The organism is Paenarthrobacter sp. 22069 (assembly GCF_052046035.1).
Lineage (GTDB): Bacteria > Actinomycetota > Actinomycetes > Actinomycetales > Micrococcaceae > Arthrobacter.
Genome location: NZ_JBQEQF010000025.1, coordinates 1 through 16,755, shown reverse-complemented (window position 1 = coordinate 16,755; position 16,755 = coordinate 1). Strand labels below are relative to the sequence as shown.

General features: G+C 66.7%; 14 protein-coding genes and 1 pseudogene. 3 read left to right on the top strand and 12 right to left on the bottom strand.

The features are described from left to right. Position 1: 1 nt before the first annotated feature. The 7 genes from manD to ACTJK0_RS17935 form a co-directional block, all read right to left on the bottom strand. Complete coding sequence (gene manD / locus ACTJK0_RS17965) at positions 2-1,231, bottom strand: D-mannonate dehydratase ManD (RefSeq protein WP_440746116.1); 1,230 nt, start codon at positions 1,229-1,231, stop codon at positions 2-4. A gap of 52 nt (positions 1,232-1,283) precedes the next feature. Then, positions 1,284-2,294 carry a sugar kinase gene (locus tag ACTJK0_RS17960; RefSeq protein WP_440746115.1) on the bottom strand — a complete coding sequence of 337 codons (1,011 nt, stop codon included), beginning with the start codon at positions 2,292-2,294 and terminating at the stop codon, positions 1,284-1,286. Further along, a complete protein-coding gene (locus tag ACTJK0_RS17955; protein ID WP_440746114.1) occupies positions 2,291-2,968 on the bottom strand; it encodes a bifunctional 4-hydroxy-2-oxoglutarate aldolase/2-dehydro-3-deoxy-phosphogluconate aldolase in 678 nt (225 codons plus the stop codon). The genes ACTJK0_RS17960 and ACTJK0_RS17955 overlap by 4 nt, the downstream gene beginning before the upstream one ends. Before the next feature lie 5 nt (positions 2,969-2,973). Further along, positions 2,974-4,122: a galactonate dehydratase gene (gene dgoD / locus ACTJK0_RS17950; protein WP_440746113.1), complete on the bottom strand. Its 1,149-nt coding sequence runs from the start codon at positions 4,120-4,122 to the stop codon at positions 2,974-2,976. Positions 4,123-4,132: 10 nt separating this feature from the next. Continuing rightward, positions 4,133-5,008 (bottom strand): carbohydrate ABC transporter permease, encoded by an 876-nt coding sequence (locus ACTJK0_RS17945; RefSeq protein ID WP_110542437.1) that lies wholly within the window; start codon positions 5,006-5,008, stop codon positions 4,133-4,135. Further along, positions 5,005-5,958, bottom strand: a complete 954-nt coding sequence (locus ACTJK0_RS17940) for a carbohydrate ABC transporter permease (protein ID WP_440746112.1) — start codon at positions 5,956-5,958, stop codon at positions 5,005-5,007. The genes ACTJK0_RS17945 and ACTJK0_RS17940 overlap by 4 nt, the downstream gene beginning before the upstream one ends. Before the next feature lie 79 nt (positions 5,959-6,037). Next, positions 6,038-7,336 (bottom strand): ABC transporter substrate-binding protein, encoded by a 1,299-nt coding sequence (locus tag ACTJK0_RS17935; RefSeq protein ID WP_110542436.1) that lies wholly within the window; start codon positions 7,334-7,336, stop codon positions 6,038-6,040. Positions 7,337-7,472: 136 nt separating this feature from the next. Between ACTJK0_RS17935 and ACTJK0_RS17930 the strand changes: the two genes are divergently transcribed. Further along, the gene (locus ACTJK0_RS17930) at positions 7,473-8,228 is read left to right on the top strand and encodes a FadR/GntR family transcriptional regulator (RefSeq protein ID WP_440746111.1); all 756 of its coding nucleotides are present in this window, start codon (positions 7,473-7,475) and stop codon (positions 8,226-8,228) included. Positions 8,229-8,257: 29 nt separating this feature from the next. On the opposite strand, the gene ACTJK0_RS17925 is transcribed toward ACTJK0_RS17930, so the two are convergent. From ACTJK0_RS17925 to ACTJK0_RS17915, 3 genes are read right to left on the bottom strand one after another with little or no spacing between them, the layout of a single operon-like run. Continuing rightward, positions 8,258-9,223 (bottom strand): alpha/beta hydrolase, encoded by a 966-nt coding sequence (locus ACTJK0_RS17925; RefSeq protein ID WP_440746110.1) that lies wholly within the window; start codon positions 9,221-9,223, stop codon positions 8,258-8,260. After that, positions 9,220-10,209: an alpha/beta hydrolase fold domain-containing protein gene (locus ACTJK0_RS17920; RefSeq protein ID WP_440746109.1), complete on the bottom strand. Its 990-nt coding sequence runs from the start codon at positions 10,207-10,209 to the stop codon at positions 9,220-9,222. Before ACTJK0_RS17920 ends, ACTJK0_RS17925 begins: the two co-directional genes overlap by 4 nt. Next, positions 10,206-12,947, bottom strand: a complete 2,742-nt coding sequence (locus tag ACTJK0_RS17915) for a family 78 glycoside hydrolase catalytic domain (protein WP_440746108.1) — start codon at positions 12,945-12,947, stop codon at positions 10,206-10,208. The genes ACTJK0_RS17920 and ACTJK0_RS17915 overlap by 4 nt, the downstream gene beginning before the upstream one ends. Positions 12,948-13,106: 159 nt before the next feature. On the opposite strand from ACTJK0_RS17915, the gene ACTJK0_RS17910 reads away from it, so the two are divergent. Both ACTJK0_RS17910 and ACTJK0_RS17905 read left to right on the top strand, forming a co-directional pair. After that, positions 13,107-13,937: an IclR family transcriptional regulator gene (locus ACTJK0_RS17910; RefSeq protein ID WP_110542431.1), complete on the top strand. Its 831-nt coding sequence runs from the start codon at positions 13,107-13,109 to the stop codon at positions 13,935-13,937. Between the two features lie 141 nt (positions 13,938-14,078). Next, positions 14,079-14,837, top strand: a complete 759-nt coding sequence (locus ACTJK0_RS17905) for a glucose 1-dehydrogenase (RefSeq protein ID WP_110542558.1) — start codon at positions 14,079-14,081, stop codon at positions 14,835-14,837. Between the two features lie 49 nt (positions 14,838-14,886). Here ACTJK0_RS17905 and ACTJK0_RS17900 read toward each other — a convergent pair whose 3' ends face one another. Together ACTJK0_RS17900 and ACTJK0_RS17895 are read right to left on the bottom strand one after the other, a co-directional pair. After that, positions 14,887-15,786 carry a LysR family transcriptional regulator gene (locus tag ACTJK0_RS17900; RefSeq protein WP_440746107.1) on the bottom strand — a complete coding sequence of 300 codons (900 nt, stop codon included), beginning with the start codon at positions 15,784-15,786 and terminating at the stop codon, positions 14,887-14,889. 31 nt (positions 15,787-15,817) lie between these two features. Further along, positions 15,818-16,706, bottom strand: a pseudogene (locus tag ACTJK0_RS17895) (IS5 family transposase). Positions 16,707-16,755 lie beyond the last annotated feature (49 nt).

The window sequence follows — 16,755 nt, the reverse complement described above, 5'->3', positions numbered from 1 at the left end:
CTCACCAGTCATGCACGGTGCCGTCGACGAGGCGGTTGTAGGGCAGGTAGGCCTGCTGGTAGGGGTAGGCTACGGCGGCTTCTTCGTTGAATTCGACGCCGATGCCGGGGTTGTCGCCGGGGTGCAGGTAGCCGTCCACGAAGGTCATGGACTGCTCGAAGACCTCGTTGGTCTTGTCCGAGTGCTGCATGTATTCCTGGATCCCGTAGTTGTGGATCGCCAGGCCCACGTGCAGCTGCGCCGCGAACCCGACCGGGGAAATGTCGGTGGGGCCGTGGAAGCCGGACTTGATCTGGTACTGCGCGGCGAAATCCATCACCTTCTTCAACGGCGAAATCCCACCGAAGTGCGTCGACGCCGCCCGGACATAATCAATCAACTGCTCCTTGATCAGCGTCTGGAAATCGAACACCGTATTGAAGATCTCCCCGATGGCCAACGGCGTCGTGGTGTGCTGCCGGACCAGGCGCAGGCCTTCCTGGTTCTCCGCCGGCGTGCAGTCCTCGAGCCAGAACAGGTCATACGGCTCCAGCGCCTTGCCCAGCTTCGCGGCCTGGATCGGCGTCATCCGGTGGTGCCCGTCATGCAGCAACGGGATCTCCGGACCGAACTCATTCCGCACCGCCTCAAACACCCCCGGCAGGTGCCGCAAATACGCCCGGGTATCCCAGTCCTCCTCCACCGGGAACGCACCCCGCCCGGCCGGTTCGTAGTCGTACCGCTCCCCCGAGGCCTGGGCCTGCGCCGCCACACCGTACACGGCCTTGATCCCCGGGACCGCGGTCTGGATGCGGATCGACTTATACCCCAGCTCCAAATGCTCACGGACCGAATCGAACAACGCCTCAATATCCGACCCCGACGCGTGCCCGTACGCCCGCAAACCGTTCCGGGACGCCCCGCCGAGCAGCTGGTACACCGGCATCCCCGCCAGCTTGCCCTTGATATCCCACAGAGCCATATCCACCGCAGCGATCGCCGCCATCGTCACCGGCCCCCGCCGCCAATACGAGGACCGATACAGGAACTGCCACGTATCCTCGATCCGGTGAGGGTCCTTCCCGATCAGCAGCTGTGCCACGTGCTCCTTCAAATACGCCGCAACAGCCAACTCCCGCCCGTTCAACGTGGCATCACCAATACCGGTCACACCGTCCTCTGTCGTGATCCGGAGGGTCACAAAGTTGCGGGACGGACTGGTCACAAACACATCGGCGGCAATGATCTTCATGGCTGGCTTTCGGGTCGGGATTTCTTATGGTCTGGAATATGGAGAGCAGGAATCAGCGCACGGTGCTGCCCCGGGCGGCATCAAGCAGGGCAAGTTCGTCGGCGCGGGGCAGTCCTTCCCAGTCACCGCGCGTGCTGACGGCGAAGGCGCCGGCCAGGATGCCGCGGTGCAGGCGGCCGGTGGGATCGACGCCGTCGAGCAGGGCCGAAAGGTAGCCGGCGGTAAAGGCGTCCCCGGCTCCCACAGTGTCCACGCAGGTCACGGCGAGGGCGGGCGCTTCCAGGTGCCCTTCGGCGGTATACACCGCCGCCCCTGCTGCGCCGCGCTTCACCACCACTTCCCTGACTCCGGCGTCCAGCAACCGGGCGGCGGCGGAAGCTTCGTTCGCAACGATCCCTGCCGCCGCCCTCTCATCCTGCACCGGGGCAATCAGGTCGAGCTCGTCGTCGGACGCGATGACGATGGTGGCGTGCCGCGCCAGGGGGCCAAGCACGGCCCGCGCCTGGTCCCGCGACCAAAGCTTGCTGCGGTAGTTCACGTCGAGGCTGACCACCACGCCCTCACCGGCGGCCCGCTCCGCGGCATATGCCACGGCCTCCCGGGCTTCCGGACCGAGCGCTGCGGTGATGCCGGTCAGGTGCAGGATGCGGGCACCGCAGTCCAGCGCGGCCGCCACGTGGTTGCGCGAGATGGTGGACCCAGCGGATCCGGCGCGGTAGTAAAAGGCACGGCTGAGGTCTGCGGTGCGCTGCTCCAGGAACATCACCCCGGTGCTCCGCTCCGGGTGGACGCTGTGATGCAGCTGGACGCCCTCCCCCCGAAGCTGTTTCAGGATGAACTCACCGTGTGGATCCGCGCCCACCGACCCGGCCCAGGCAGCCGTGCGGCCAAGGCGTGCGACGCCGATGGCAACATTCGATTCCGCCCCGGCCACCTGCATGTTCAGCGCTCCGCCGGAGGCCAGCGGGCCGGAGGACCGGAGGGAGACCATGGCCTCGCCGAAAGTCAGCAGGTCCACCTGGTGCGGGGCCGGGTTTGTCCCGGCATTTGCCTCAGCAGTCACGAAGGGGTCCCGGTACGGGCAGCGAAGTCAGCGGCGAGGCCCAGGAAGCTGCGGGCCCGGTCCCGCATGTCCGTGAGGTCGCCGCCGGAGGCTGCCTTGCCAAAGAGCGGACCGCCCAGTCCGACGGCGATGGCGCCGGCTTCCCAGTATCCGGCGGCTTCGTTGAGGCCCACACCGCCGACGGCGATGAAGGGGATGTCCGGGAAGGGATCACGGACTGCCTTCAGGTAGCCGGGGCCGCCGATCGACGCAGGAAAGAGCTTGATGGCCGTGGCGCCGCGTTCCATTGCCTCATAGGCCTCGCTGGGTGTCAGCGCCCCGGCCAAAACCGGGATCCCGGCCGCGGCCGCCTCACTGATGGACGGGGCCAGGGAGGGGGTGACGATGAACTGGGCACCGGCAGCGGTGACGTGTTCGACGTCGGCCTGGCTGAGGACGGTGCCGGCGCCCACCAGGCAGCCGGCCGGGGCAGCCGCGCGGACTTCGCGGATTGCCTCCAGCGCGTTGGGCGTGGTGAGGGCGATCTCCACGTACTGGAAGCCCTCCTCCATCGCGGCCAGCGCGGCCCTGGCGGCAGCACCGCCGTCGTTCCCGCGGACGATGCCCACCAGGCGCGCCTGCCGGATCCCGGCGAGCAGGCCGGCGGAGGTAGCAGCTGTGTTCTGCGATGTCATAGATTTCACCATTCTGCGAAGGATCCGTCGGGGTGGCGCCATACGGGGCCGCGCCAGGCATGGCCCCGTTTGTCCGCGGCACGGACCACGGCCTCGTCGATGTCGACGCCCAGCCCGGGCCCGGTGAGCCGCTCGATGTGACCGTCCACGAACTTGAACGGCGTCTTGTCCACCACGTAGTCCAGGACTTCGGCGCCCTGGTTGTAGTGGATACCGATGCTTTGTTCCTGGATGAGGAAGTTGGGCGTGGCGAAGCCCACCTGGAGGCAGGCGGCGAGCGCCAGTGGGCCGAGCGGGCAGTGCGGGGCAAGCTGGACCTCGTAGACCTCGGCCAGCGCGGCGATCTTGCGGACCTCGGTGATGCCGCCGGCATGCGAGAGGTCCGGTTGCGCGACCGCGATGCCCGCCTGCAGCGCGGGCAGGAACTCCTGCCGGCTGTAGAGCCGCTCCCCCGTGGACACCGGGGTGGTGGTGGAGGACGTGAACTCGCGGAGCAGGTGGGTGTTTTCCGGGACCACGGGCTCTTCGAGGAAGAAGGGCCGGAATGGTTCCAACAACGGGGCAACGCGCCTGGCATTGGCCAGGCTGAAGCGGCCGTGGAAATCGACGGCGACGTCGCGGTGGTCGCCCAGGACCTGGCGGGCGGCGGCCACCCGGCGGATGACGCCGTCGATCTCAGCGACCGACGCCACCGGGCTCATTCGCCCGCTGGCGTTCATCTTGACCGCCGTGAGCCCCACTTCCAACTGGGCGCTGATCTGGTCAGCCACCTCGTTCGGCTCGTCGCCGCCCACCCAGCCGTACATCCGGATCCGGTCACGGACGTGGCCGCCCAGGAGCTGGTGCACAGGGGTGTTGAAGTGCTTGCCGGCTATATCCCAGAGTGCCTGGTCCAGGCCGGAGACTGCGCTGGCCAGGATGGGCCCGCCCCGGTAGAAGGACCCTTTGGTCATGACCTGCCAGTGGTCTTCGATCCGGAGCGCGTCCCGGCCGGTGAGCAGTTCCGAGAGCTGTCCGACGGCGGCGCGCACGGTTTCGCTGCGGCCCTCGCAGGTGGCCTCGCCCCACCCCACGATGCCGCTTTCGGTCTCGATCCGGACGAAGAGCCAACGGGGTGCAACGAGGAAAGTTTCGATCCGGCTGATGACGGTCACGGGGTGATTCCTAACCCTTGGTGGCGCCGGCGGTCAGGCCGGAGACGATGTACTTCTGCGTGAAGAGCGCAATGATCATGATGGGGATGGTCACGACCGTCGCCGCGGCCATCAGCCCGCCCCAGTCGATGCTGGCGTAGGAGACGAAGTCGAAGATCGCCACCGGCAGTGTCTTGGTCTTGGAGCCGGAGAGCACCAGGGCAAACATGAAGTTGTTCCACGAGAAGATGAAGGACAGGATGCCCGCGGTCGCGATGCCGGCCACGGCCAGCGGCAGCGTGATCCGGCGGAAAGCGCCGATCGGCGTAAGCCCGTCCACCTCGGCCGATTCCTCCAGTTCCAGCGGAAGTGAATCGAAGTAGCTCATCATGATGTAGACGATCAGGGGCAGGGCGACGAACATGTGGCTGAGGATCAGCACTTCGAAGCTGCCCACCATCCGCAGGTTGGAGAAGACGTAGTACCAGGGCACCAGGAGTGAGACGCCCGGGATAACGCGCGCCATCAGGACCACGAGGGCGGAGCGGTGCATGGTGAAGCGGCTCATCGCGTACGCGGCGGGGACGCCGAGGACGATCGACAGTGCCGTGGAGACAAAGGCCACCCAGAAGCTGTTGAAGATGAAGACGAAGTAGTTGTTGCGCTGGAGCACGTTGGCGTAGTTCTCGAACGTGGGCGAGAACACCACCGCCTTGGCAGTGTCATAGATGTCCACGTTGGTCTTGAGGGACGCCAGCAGCATCCAGAACAGCGGTGCGAGCAGGAACAGCACCACAACGATCAGGGCGACAACCCGGAACACTTTGTAGGCGCGGGTGGCCAGCGGCTTGCGCCGCCGTGGCGTCCGCTTGGCAGCGGTGGTGGTGGAATCTGTCACGACGGTCATTTGCTTACCGCTTTCTTGCGCATGGTCAGCAGCCACATGATGCCGATGATGATCAGGAAGAACAGGATCAAAACGGCGGAGGAGAGCCCGTACTGGTTGTAGTCGAAGCTCAGCCCGTACGCGTAGACGTTCAGCGTCTCCACTTCGTGGAACGAACCGCCGCCCTTGCCCTTGGTGGCGTACAGGATGTCGAAGGTCTTCAGGGCGTCGATGCCCCGCAGCAGGATGGCGACGATAACGGTGGGCATCATCAGCGGGAGGGTGATGAAGAAGAACCGCTGGAAGGCGTTTGCGCCGTCCACGCGGGCAGCTTCATCCGGCTCATCCGACAACGAGGTCAGGCCGGCGAGCAGGATCAGCACCACCATGGGGGTCCACTGCCATACGTCCATGAAGATGGTGGTGCCCAGGGCGGTGTCCTGCCCGGACAGCCACGGCTGGGGCGGAATGCCGATGGCGCCCAGGAGCTGGTTGGCGAAGCCAATGTTTGGATCGAAGATTAGCCGCCACATCATGCCGACGGCCACGGGCGTGGCCACCAGCGGCAGCAGGATGGCCACCCGGACCCACTTTTCGCCCCGGAAGGGCCGCCACAGGAGCAGCGCGATGCCCATGCCGAGGACCACCTCGAAGGCTAGTGCCAGGCCGGTGAAGGACAGTGTGCGGCCCACCGCCGGCCAGAACCGCTCCAGGTCCGTCAGGACGGTGAGGTAGTTCTTGAAGCCGATGAAGTCGGTGGCGGCGCGGACAGAGCCCTGGGAGTCGGTAAGGCTCAGGTACAAGGTCCAGGCCAGGGGGAAAATGATCAGGACGCCGACAAAGATCATGGCCGGTGCGGCGAAGAGCCATTTGCGGTGCCGGTTGGCCCAGGCGGAAAAGCTCCCCCCTGCGCCCTTGCGGCCGCTGGCCTTGCGGGTGCCGGCGCTGCGGGGAGGGTTCAATACAGACATGGTTCACCTAAAAAGTTGGGGGTGAAGTGGGGCCGCGNTACCGTCCCGGCGGGCTGGTGCGGCAGTGGCGCCGCAGGCGCTACTTCTTTTCGCTGTCCAGGAAGGTCTGGAAAGCTGTCTGCGCGTCGTTGGCTGCGGCGGCAGTGTCGCCGCCGGTAATGCTGGCAACAATGGGCCCGCCCACGATTTCGCGGGCCTTGCCGACAGTGATTACTTCCGGACGGTCATGTCCGACGCCGTTCTTGGCACTGGCGGCGATGGCGTCAGCGAGGTCCTTCGGGTAGGTGGAGGTTCCTTCCGGGTTGGACCAAACTGAGGAACGGGGGCCGGGGACGCCCGCCTTCTGGGCTTCCAGCGTGCGTTCCTTGCTGGTGGCCCACTGGATGAACTTCCAGGCGTTGTCCTGGTTGCTGGAGTTTTGGTTGACGCCAAGGGCCCAGGAAGGGATGTTGTACGGCTTGCTTCCGGCGGGGCCCGCGGGCAGCGGGGCAAAACCTACCTTGTCCGCGACCTTGGATTTGGCGGGGTCGGTGGCGTTCTTGTAGAGGGAGTCAGCCTCGGTGTAGAAGGCGGCACCGCCCTGGGTGAAGATGGCCATTGCCTCCGGCCAGCTCATGTCGGTGCTGACGTTGGCCGGGCCGTAGTTGCGGATCAGGCCGCCGTAGTAGGCGTAGGCCTTCTTCGCGGCATCGGTGTTGACGGAAGCCTTCCCGCTGGAGTCGATGAAGTCACCGCCGAAGCTGTACAGGAAGCTGGAAAACTGCGTGACGGCAGTTGACTTGCCGGTGCGGGCTACGAAACCTGCGGTGTCAGGCGAAGAAGCCTTGATGGCCTTGGCTGCGGCTTCAAGCTCCTCCATGGTCTTGGGGACCTGGAGCCCCGCGGCCTGCAGCAGGTCCTTGCGGTAATAGAGGACCTCGCGTTCGGTGATGATCGGCACGCCAACCACCTTGCCGTCAGCAGTGGTGGCCTTGACCGGGCCTTCCTGGTAGTCCTTCCAGTCCCAGTTGGAGTCGGAGGATACCTTGCTGGTCAGGTCCGCCAGGTAGCCGTTCTTGGCGAAGGCTTTGCCCTCCTGCAGCGGGCGGTACATCATGACGTCGATTTCGTCGCTGCCTGCGTTGAGCTTGACGTTGTACTGGTCCGAAAGTTGGTCTTCGCCCAGCTGGGTCAGTTCGACCTTGAGCCCGCTGGACTTCTCGAACTCCGGAATCGCGGCTTTGATGCCTTCGGTCCAGACATGGTTGGCAAGCGTGACCCGGACTGTTCCGGACTGTTTCGCCTGGTCACTGCCGCCTCCGCCGCCGCCGCAGGCGGTCAGCCCCAGCGACATCGCAGCGGCCACGGCTGCGTACTTCACAATTGAACGCCGCTTCATTACGACTCCCTTGCCATCGTGGCCCGCAACTCGGCGGGCCGGTTACAAACGCCTCGTTACGTCTGCTGTGTTCAGCGAGCATAGACAAATAAGACAGACATATACAAGACCTTGCGGGCCCCCATATGATTTATTCATGACCATCCCAAAGGCGGCGTTGTCCCCTGACCTGCATTCATCGCTGGTCGAGAACCTGGGGCTCGCCATTGCCGAGGGGACACTGGCACCAAACTCCATCCTCCGGCTGGACGAGCTGGAGGCGCAGCACAAGGTTTCGCGCTCCGTCATCAGGGAAGCCACCCGCGTCCTGTCCTCCATGGGTATGCTCGAGTCCCGGCGACGCCTCGGGACGGTGGTGCAGCCGGAGGCCAGCTGGAACCTCTACGACCCCCAGGTGATCCGGTGGCGCCTGGCCTCGGCCAAGCGGCTGGAGCAGCTGCAGGCCCTGAACGAACTTCGCGGCGCCATTGAGCCGCAGGCCGCCCGGCTGGCCGCCGAACGGGCCTCACTTGACCAGGCCAGCGACCTTGTTTCCATGGCCGCCCGGCTGTGGGCCGCGGGGCAGCGGGGAGACCAGGAAGACTTCCTGCGACTCGATATCGAGTTCCATGCAGCGGTCCTCGATGCCTCCGGCAACCTGATGTTTTCGCAGCTGCATAAACTCGTGGCGGAAGTGCTGGCGGGCCGGACCCAGCACGGCCTGATGCCCCATCTTCCGGACCATGAAGCACTGCAGATGCATGTGGATGTGGCCAGCGCAATCCAGCACCGTGACGCCAGTGCCGCCCACGCCGCGATGAGCAGGATCGTGGAGCAGTCCACAGAGGAAATGGGCGACATCTGGTCCAGCAGCCATGCTTCGGTGGTCGAAGGCAGCACCAACCCTGGGTAGGCAAGCAGCGCCTGCGGACTCAACTGTAATTACGCCCGCCGCACCCCCGCCAGCTCCCGCGCCAGGAAATCCAGTGCCGCCTGCCCCTCCGGAAGCCCGGCCGTGTGGTTGAGGTGGCCGTGCACGGCGCCCTCGGCCAGGAAGTAGGAGACCGGAACCCCGACCCGCTCCAACGCCGTGGCAAACTGCTCGGTTGAGCCGCGGGCGTCGTCGTACTCGCAGGCAAGCAAGGCGGTAGGCGGAAGTCCGGCAGGGTCCGCGTAGCCCGGCATGGCGTAGGACGGTGCCATGCTGACCGGCCCACCCGCGTAGTTTTCCGCCGTCCGGATGCAGTCCTCCAGCGTGAAGCGCAGGTGGCGCGGCAAACGCGCCATGACCTCATCGTCCAGTCCGCCGGCGGGCGGCGGGAGTTCGGCGTCCAGGAACGGATAGGCCAGCAGGAGTTTCGCGGGCAGCGGTTTACCCGCATCGATCAGGTAGAGCGTGGCGCCCACGGCGAGGTTGCCGCCGGCGCCGGCCCCGCCCAGGCAGAGCAGGGCCGGATCAAGGCCCAGCGTTTCGGCGTTGTTCCGGGCCCAGAACCAGCCGGCCAGGGCGTCGTCGTGCGGGATGGGGAAGGAGACGCCATTTCGCGCCAGGCGGTAGTCGACGGAGAGCACCGGCGTCCCGCGGTCCGCGAGGAACCGTGCCAGGTAGTCCGATTCGGGGCTGTCTACACTGCCGCTGACGAAGCCGCCGCCGTGCAGCCACACCAGTGCGGGGCTGTCCGGACGGGCAGGTTCACCGTAGATCCGGACGCCCACCGGGCCGTGCCGGCCCTCCGCGCTAACAGTGCGGACCGGCACCTCCGGACCAGGCGACCGGGCCGCGTCCGGGTTCAGGAACTGCGGCCCTTCCGGGCTTGCCAGGTACTCCGCGAATCCTGCGTCGGGCGCTTGGCCGTCGGTCTGCGGGCCGGCCGCCGGCGCGGAGGCGGCAGGTTTGGTGGGTGTCATGGTGTACCAAGCTTCCTGGAAAAGTAGTCGACGGCGGCGGCCAGAATGCTGTCCAGCTGGTCTTCGGCGCCGAAAAAGCAGTGGTCCCCACCCTCGATGGTCAGCACCTGGTGTTCCACCCCGGCATCGGTAAGCGCTGCCGCAAGCGCATCCGTCTGGGCATGCGGGACCAGTCCGTCGGCGTCGCCGTGGACCAGCAGGAACGGAGCGGCGCCCGCGGTCACGTAGCTGACCGGGCTGGCCGCGGCGAGCAGTTCCGGATCGTCCGATCCACCCACCAGCATGTATTCCGGCTGCAGGGACATTCCCGGTGGCACGGCGGCGGTCAGCGCGGGCGGGAACAGCCCGTCCGGCGTTGCCATCGGCGGCAGCTCGGCAAGTGAAGACACGCCATAGAAGTCGACGACGGCGCTGACACCGCTGGAGTGCCCCTGTGCGCCGAGGCCGCCCTCGAGGTCGCCGCGGTTGCCGGTGAGTCCAAGCAGCGCCACGAGATGGCCGCCGGCGGATTCGCCCCAGGCGCCGAACCGTTCCGGGTCGACGTTGAGGACGGTGGCAAATTCCCGCAGGTACCTGACCGCGGCCTTGAGGTCGTGGAGCTGGGCGGGGAACGGGGCTTCGAGGGAGTGCCGGTAGTCGGCGGTGGCGCAGGCAATGCCGGCCTCGTTGAGCAGCCGGAAGACCGAGCCGGGCGCGAAGGTGGGCGGCAGTTCCCGCCGGTCGCCCAGCTGGAACGCTCCGCCGTGTACCCAGAGCACCAGCGGAACGGGCCCGGAAGCCGTGCGCGGAAGCCAGATGTCCATTTTCAGGGGCCGGAAACCGATGGCCCTGGCGTAGGTGACTTCCCGGTGCAGGGCTGAGATATCGGAGACGTGCTCCGGCGTCCCTGGGGCGTCGAAGACCGGGAACGGCGGGATGTCCTGGCCTCCCGGGCGGGACACTTCGGGGGCAGGGTCAAGGACTCCGGTGGTTTCTTCCACTGTCATAGTGTGCTCCTCATCAGCTCAAGTTGGGTGCCGTCCCCGCCGGCGGCGGCAACGAAAGTATGGGTGCCGGGGCCGACGACGGCGGCCGGTCCGCCGGGCAGCAGCACCTCCGCCGTGGTGCCGGCCGGGATCGTGGCAGTGAGCGTCAGCACGCCGTCGTCCTTTTCGTTGTTCACCCCGGCGGGGTGCGCCGCGGCACGCTCCTCCAGCGTCCAGGCCACCTCGATCAGTCCGTGCGGGCCAAGGTGAGACGTGGCCGCGGAGGTGAGGCTGGCGCCGGGGCGCGGCTCGATGATGATCCGCTCCCAGCCGGTACTGCCTGGTGACTGGCGCAGCCCAGCCGTGTATCGGTGCAGGAAGGACACCACGGCGCCCTTGGTGTAGTGGTTGAGTGACTGGTGCGGGTTGCCGTCGGCGTCGATGCCATTCCACAGTTCCCAAACAGTGGTGGCGCCGCGGTCCACCATGGCCAGCCAAGATGGTCCGGTGTCCTGCATCAGCAGTTCGTAGGCCAGCCCCAGCGCACCGTTGTCAGCCAGGACGGGCAGCAGGTAGGGGGTGGCCAGGAAGCCCGTGCCCAGGTGCGCGCCGGCGTCCCGGATGAGCGAGGTGAGCTGGGCAGTGACCGTGCCGCGGTGCTGCCGGCGCACGAGGTCAAAGGCGAGGGCGCGGACGCAGTTGGCTTGGCTTGGCTCCGTCACGCGGCCGGATGCGTCAAGGTATTCCGTCTCCCAGGCCTGCCGGATCCGGCGCGACAGCCCCGCCAGTTCCGCGGCCTCCCCGTGGTGCCCCAGCACTCGGGCGATGCGCGCCATCAAAAGGGTGGTGTGCCGGTAATAGGCGGTGGCCACGATGCCGTGGTCGGCGGTGCGGGCGGCGAACAGGTCCGGTTCGGGCCCGTCCGGTTCCATCCACTCGCCGAAGTGGAAGCAGGTGTCCCGCAGGTACTGCTCGTGCGCCGCCGGGGTGGGGCTTGCGGCGGCCCGGGAGGCGTGCCGCTGGGCTTCTGCGGAGGTCCGGACAAAGCCCAGCCAGCGCTTCATGGCATCCCAGTTCTCGGCCAGGACAGAGGCGTCACCGGTTGCCCGGTACAGCTCCCACGGCACCATCACGACTGCGTCGCCCCAGCCGGCGGACCCGTTGGTGAAGCCCATGAATTCGGCCGAGGTGATCGCGGGCCCGGGCGTGGGCGAGATGTTGGCGATCACGCCGTTCTCCCACTGGTCTGCGCGGACGTCCCGAAGCCATTTGCGGGAGAACCCGGTGACGTCATACAGGTAGGCGGCGGTGGGCACGAAAACCTGCCAGTCCCCCGTCCAGCCAGCTTTTTCGCGCTGCGGGCAGTCGGTAGGGACCTCGCAGGAGTTGCCCAGGAAGCTCCATTCCACGATTTCGTGAAGCTTGTTCAGCCGCTCATTGCTGCAGCTGAAGGTGCCGATCCGTTGGAGGTCGCTCCGGACCAGGTGGCCCGTGACGTCCCCTGGCTGCAGGTCCTCCCGCATGCCCTGCACCGAGACGTACCGGAACCCGTGGGTGGTGTGCCGTGGCTCGAAGACTTCGCCGGGGGCGCCGGAGGAGATGACGGTATCCACCTGCCCGGCGTCCAGGAATCCGCCGGGGCGGCGGAAGTCATGCGGGCGGAGGTGGTCCCGGGTGACGTCTGCGCCCTGGCCGAGGGATTCGCCGTATTCCAGGGTGACGGTGTCGCCGGGGGCTCCCAGCCTGCCGAGCCGGACCCAGCCGTGGAAGTTCTGGCCGAAGTCCACCACCTGGTGGCCGTTGGGGAGCCGCGTGATGGATGCGGGGGCCAATTCCTGCGTCACCCGGGCGGGAGGACCGATGGGCCCGGTGAGGGCTTCGTGGCTGCCGGGACGGACGACGGCGGCACGCAGCGCAGGTGCGTCCCGCCGCCCGGCCGCCCTGCCGCCGTCGGCCATCCGGAAGTCAACCCGCTGGCCCGCCATGAGGTCGGCGACGGTGATCTCCGTGGCGGACACCAGCCACGAGCCGTCGGTGCCGATGACCTGTGTGCCGGTCCCTGACTCCACCTCGAGCTGCGCAAGGAAAGCCGTTCGCGTGCCGTACATGTCGGCGTCGCGCGTGTACCCAAAGGTGCCGCGGTACCAGCCGTCGGTAAGGACAGCGCGGACGGTATTGCTGCCCGTCCGCAACAGACCGGTGATGTCATAAGCCTGGACCTGGAGGGTGGTGTTGTAGCTGGTGGAGCCTGGGGTGAGCTGCTGGTCGCCCACGCGGCGGCCGTTGATGAAGAGTTCGTAGATGCCGTGCGCGGTGGCATAGGCGCGGGCCGTGGCCGGAGCGGAGTCGAGCAAAAAGGTTTTGGTGAAGGCGTAGCCTGGGCGCTCCCCCGGTGCCGGGATCTGCGGTTCGTCGGCGCCGATCCACTGCGCCGTCCAGTCCGAGGTGTGCAGGAGGCCCAGTTCAATCGTCATGGGCCGGGACCAGCCGGTTGGTGTTTCGTTGCCGGCGTCATCCGTGTTCCAGGTGCGGACGCGCCATTCGAAGCGGCTGCGGGATTCCAGCGCGGGGCCGGCATACGGGGTGGTGCACGCCGCCGATTCCTGCCTGCCTGTGTCCCAGCCGTTGCTGGCGGTGATCCGGTACGCCGTCTGGGTGGTGCTGCCGGCGGGCGGCGTCCAGCTGAGCCGGGGTTCGGTAACGGTGAAGCCCATGGCTTCAGGCAGGTGTTCGGCCCGAAGCCGGGTGGGGGCGGTCATGCGGCAGGACTCCCGGAGGCGGTTGCTGGGAGTTCCAGTTTCCTTTCCATCCCTTAATCCTCCACACAGCTCTTTCAATGGTTGGAATAGTATTGTGGTTCAGCTCACTGCCTTCCCCGTGGGCCTCAGGAACTGCCAACGGCGCTAGGAACCACTGCCATGACTGCCACTCCGGAAACGGACACCCCGCCTGCGCGCGGAAAGCGGCCCAAACAGGGCGAACCCGTCATCGACCGGGCGCTGAGCCTGCTCGCCGTTTTTTCGGACCGGCGCCGGGCACTGACCCTGTCCGAACTGGCGCGGTACGCGGACATGCCCGCCCCCACGGCCCTGCGGCTGATTGCCCGGCTGGTGGCGTGGGGTGCGCTGGAACGCCTGGACGACGGCCGCTACGTGGTGGGCGTCCGGCTCTGGGAGGTGGCGTCCCTGTCACCGCGCGGGCACGGGGTCCGCGAGATAGCGCTCCCGTACCTCGAGGACCTGTTCGAAGTCACCCGGCACCACGTCCTGCTGGCGGTGCGGGACAACGAGGAAGCGGTGCTGATCGAGCGGTTATCCTCCAAGGACGCCACCGAAGTGGCCTACCGGGTGGGCGGGCGGGCACCGTTGCGGTCCACCGCCGTCGGGCTGGTGCTGCTGGCCGGCGCGGACCAGCAGTTCCAGGAAACCATCCTGGCCAAACCGCCGGAGAAGGAACCGGGGGTGGCCGAGATGCCCGAGGGGCAACTGCGGCGGACCTTGTCCGACGTCCGCCGCACGGGCATCGCAATGATCCGCCGCACCCAACCATCCATGACGGTTTCCGTGGCGTCCCCCATCCTCGACGCGCAGGGCGCTGTGGCGGCGTCGTTGTCCATCGTGGTGCCGGATGGGTCCACTCCCCCGAACGTCCTGGCCCCGGCGGTGCGGGCTGCGGCCCGGGCGGTGTCCCGAAACCTGGGCTACCAGGCGCAGTCGAGCACCGGCCTCAGGACGCATTCGCAGGGGTGAACCGGCGCGCAGGTTCCCCGTTAGGAAACGACCACCCGCGGGTATGGTGTTACCGACCGCGCAGGCACCCTGCACGCGGCCCGTTGGCAGACATTAGCGAGCCCGACAGGAACCGGCGGGCTCAGAATCGAGGATATGGGCATGGCGCAGTTCACGGACAAAGTTGCACTGGTCACGGGTGGCGGCTCGGGGATCGGCGAAGCCACTTCGAAGGAATTGGCGGCCAAGGGCGCCAAGGTGGTGGTCCTGGACCTCGATCTGGCGGCCGCCGAGCGTGTGGCCAAGGAGATAGGCCAGGCCGGCGGGACCGCTGCCGCCGTCCAGGGCAACACCGCGGTCAAGGAGGACAACGAAAAGGCTGTGCAGTTCGCCGTGGAAACCTACGGAAAACTCAACTATGCCGTGAACAACGCAGGCATCGGGGGCAAGCCCTCACCCGCGGGGGAACTCGATTTGGATGACTGGGACAAGGTCATCGGCATCAACCTCAATGGTGTCCTGTACGGCATGCGCTACCAGATCCCCGCCATGCTCGACGCCGGAGCGCGGGAGAGCGCGATCGTCAACATGGCCTCAATTCACGGCGCCGTAGCCGCTCCGCAGAGCAGTGCGTACACCGCCGCGAAACATGGTGTGGTGGGGCTGACCAAGAACGCGGCCGCCGAGTACGGGGCCCAGGGCCTGCGCATCAACTCAGTGGGCCCGGGCTACATCGACACCCCACTATTGCAAAAACACTTGACCGAAGAGGCCAGGAACGGTCTGATCAGCAAGCACCCACTGGGCCGTCTGGGCACGGCAGAGGAAGTCGCCCACATGGTGTGCTTCCTGCTCTCGGACGAGGCCTCGTTCTCCACCGGCGGCTACTACCTGGTGGATGGCGGCTACACCAGCCTCTGACCGCGGCGGGGCTTCCACTTCCCGGCTGACCGGCCACCGGTAGGGCTGGTCAGGACGCAGACCTCGTGTCGAACGCGGCCGCGGACTCCCGCAGGAGGCGCGAGACTGTGTCCACGGGCATGCTGGTGCGCCGCCGTCGTCCGTCGAACCGCCGCAGGACGATGCGCCTCGTACCCAGCCCGGGAACGTCCAGGACTTCCACCCCGCCCTGGACGACGCCGGTCAGGGCGAGGGTGGGTACGATGGCGACACCCTCGCCGGCAGCGACGAGGGCGAGTGCGGTCAGGGTGTCCTGGTACTGGTGCACGGTTTCCACCTGCGCACCGGTGACCCGGCCCAGCCGTCCGAGCACCGAAAAGTTGGCTGCTGAGGGCTCCACCCCCAGCCATGGAAGGGGCAGGCGCCCGAGGTCGAGGTTCTCGGTGCTGAGCAGGGAGCCCGCTGGCACCACCAGCTTCCAGGGCTCGTCCAGCAACGGCTCCTCGATCAGTCCCGCAGCAAGGGAACTCTGCTCGGTTGCGGTCGAATCCAGTTCCACAACGACGGCATCAAGCTGGCGCTGGCGCAACTGCCGCATCAGGACCGGAAAGTCGTCTTCCACGATCTGGACCTGCAACTTCGGGTACTGGCTCCGCCATTCGGGAAGGCGCGGGATAACGCACGTTCGCACAAAGCTCGTGAACCCGCCAACACGCACCAGTCCTTCGACTTTCGCGCCGCCTTCCATCCGTGCCAGGGCCACGCTCAGTGCGCGCTCGATCTCCTCGCCGGCTTCCGCGATGGCCAGGCCGGCAGGGGTCAGCACAGAACCCTTTGGAGTGCGCAGCAGCAGGGCGTGTCCGGTTTCATCCTCCAGTTTGCTGAGCTGCTGGGACACCGCGGACGGCGTAATGCGCAGTTCATCAGCGGCTGCAAGGACGCCGCCGGTGCGGGCGACGGCAAGGAGCACGCGGACGCGCCTGGGGTCTAGGTCGTGTCTGTTAATTGTGTACTCGGTGGAATGTTGTGATCGCTCCTAGTAGTACCCCGCCGAGGAATGTGGTGGCGTACTTGTCGTAGCGGGTTGCGATGCCGCGCCAGTGTTTGAGGCGGTTGAAGCCGCGTTCCACGGTGTTGCGTTCCTTGTAGATTGCCTGATCGAAGGCCGGTGGCCTTCCACCGGCTGAGCCTTTGGCCTTCCGGCGTTCAATCTGATCTGAGCGCTCCGGGATGGTGTGCCTGATCCGGCGGGACCTCAACTCGGTGCGCGTGGAGGGATGGGAGTAGGCCTTATCGGCGAGCAGCCGGAACTGCGTGGCGTCTTGAATCTTATGGGCTTCGAGTAAGGGCACCAGTTGCGGATTATCACCGGCCTGGCCGGGAGTCAGCAGCATCGTGACAGGCGCGCACGCCCGGTCGGTAAGAGCATGGATCTTTGTTGTCAGCCCGCCTCGAGAGCGTCCGATCGCGTGGTCAGCCGGCTCGCTGGGCAGAAACTTGTAACTCGGCACTGCCCCCTGTGTGGTCTGGATCGACCGTCACCTTGGGCGCTCCGGCAGCATGCTGATGTGCCCGAACACTGGTCGAATCAACGGAGAGCAGTGACTCCAACTCCGTGTCCTGGGCACCGGTTGCCGTCTTTACCGCCGCGAACATCTGCTCATAGGACCCGTCGACAGACCACCGCCGGTGGCGCTCCCACACCGACTGCCAGGCACCGAACTTAACCGGCAGGTCACGCCACGGCGAACCGGTGCGAAAACGCCAGCAAATACCCTCAAGCGTCAAACGGTGATCGTTCCAGGGCCGCCCTCGCCGGCCCCCTGCAGTCGCGACTACAGGCTCAATCACCGACCACAACTCATCTGAAATAACATTCGCACGAAGCATCCATCCAGCCTCGAACATCCAAAGCCGAATATTTAGCAGACACGCCCTA

Coding starts and splice junctions, on each gene's coding strand:
- ACTJK0_RS17915 (WP_440746108.1), bottom strand. CDS start 12,947: ATGACCGCCCCCACCCGGCTTCGGGCCGAACACCTGCCTGAAGCCATG.
- ACTJK0_RS17930 (WP_440746111.1), top strand. CDS start 7,473: ATGACCATCCCAAAGGCGGCGTTGTCCCCTGACCTGCATTCATCGCTG.
- manD (WP_440746116.1), bottom strand. CDS start 1,231: ATGAAGATCATTGCCGCCGATGTGTTTGTGACCAGTCCGTCCCGCAAC.
- ACTJK0_RS17940 (WP_440746112.1), bottom strand. CDS start 5,958: ATGTCTGTATTGAACCCTCCCCGCAGCGCCGGCACCCGCAAGGCCAGC.
- ACTJK0_RS17920 (WP_440746109.1), bottom strand. CDS start 10,209: ATGACAGTGGAAGAAACCACCGGAGTCCTTGACCCTGCCCCCGAAGTG.
- ACTJK0_RS17955 (WP_440746114.1), bottom strand. CDS start 2,968: ATGACATCGCAGAACACAGCTGCTACCTCCGCCGGCCTGCTCGCCGGG.
- ACTJK0_RS17905 (WP_110542558.1), top strand. CDS start 14,079: ATGGCGCAGTTCACGGACAAAGTTGCACTGGTCACGGGTGGCGGCTCG.
- ACTJK0_RS17925 (WP_440746110.1), bottom strand. CDS start 9,223: ATGACACCCACCAAACCTGCCGCCTCCGCGCCGGCGGCCGGCCCGCAG.
- ACTJK0_RS17935 (WP_110542436.1), bottom strand. CDS start 7,336: ATGAAGCGGCGTTCAATTGTGAAGTACGCAGCCGTGGCCGCTGCGATG.
- ACTJK0_RS17910 (WP_110542431.1), top strand. CDS start 13,107: ATGACTGCCACTCCGGAAACGGACACCCCGCCTGCGCGCGGAAAGCGG.
- ACTJK0_RS17945 (WP_110542437.1), bottom strand. CDS start 5,008: ATGACCGTCGTGACAGATTCCACCACCACCGCTGCCAAGCGGACGCCA.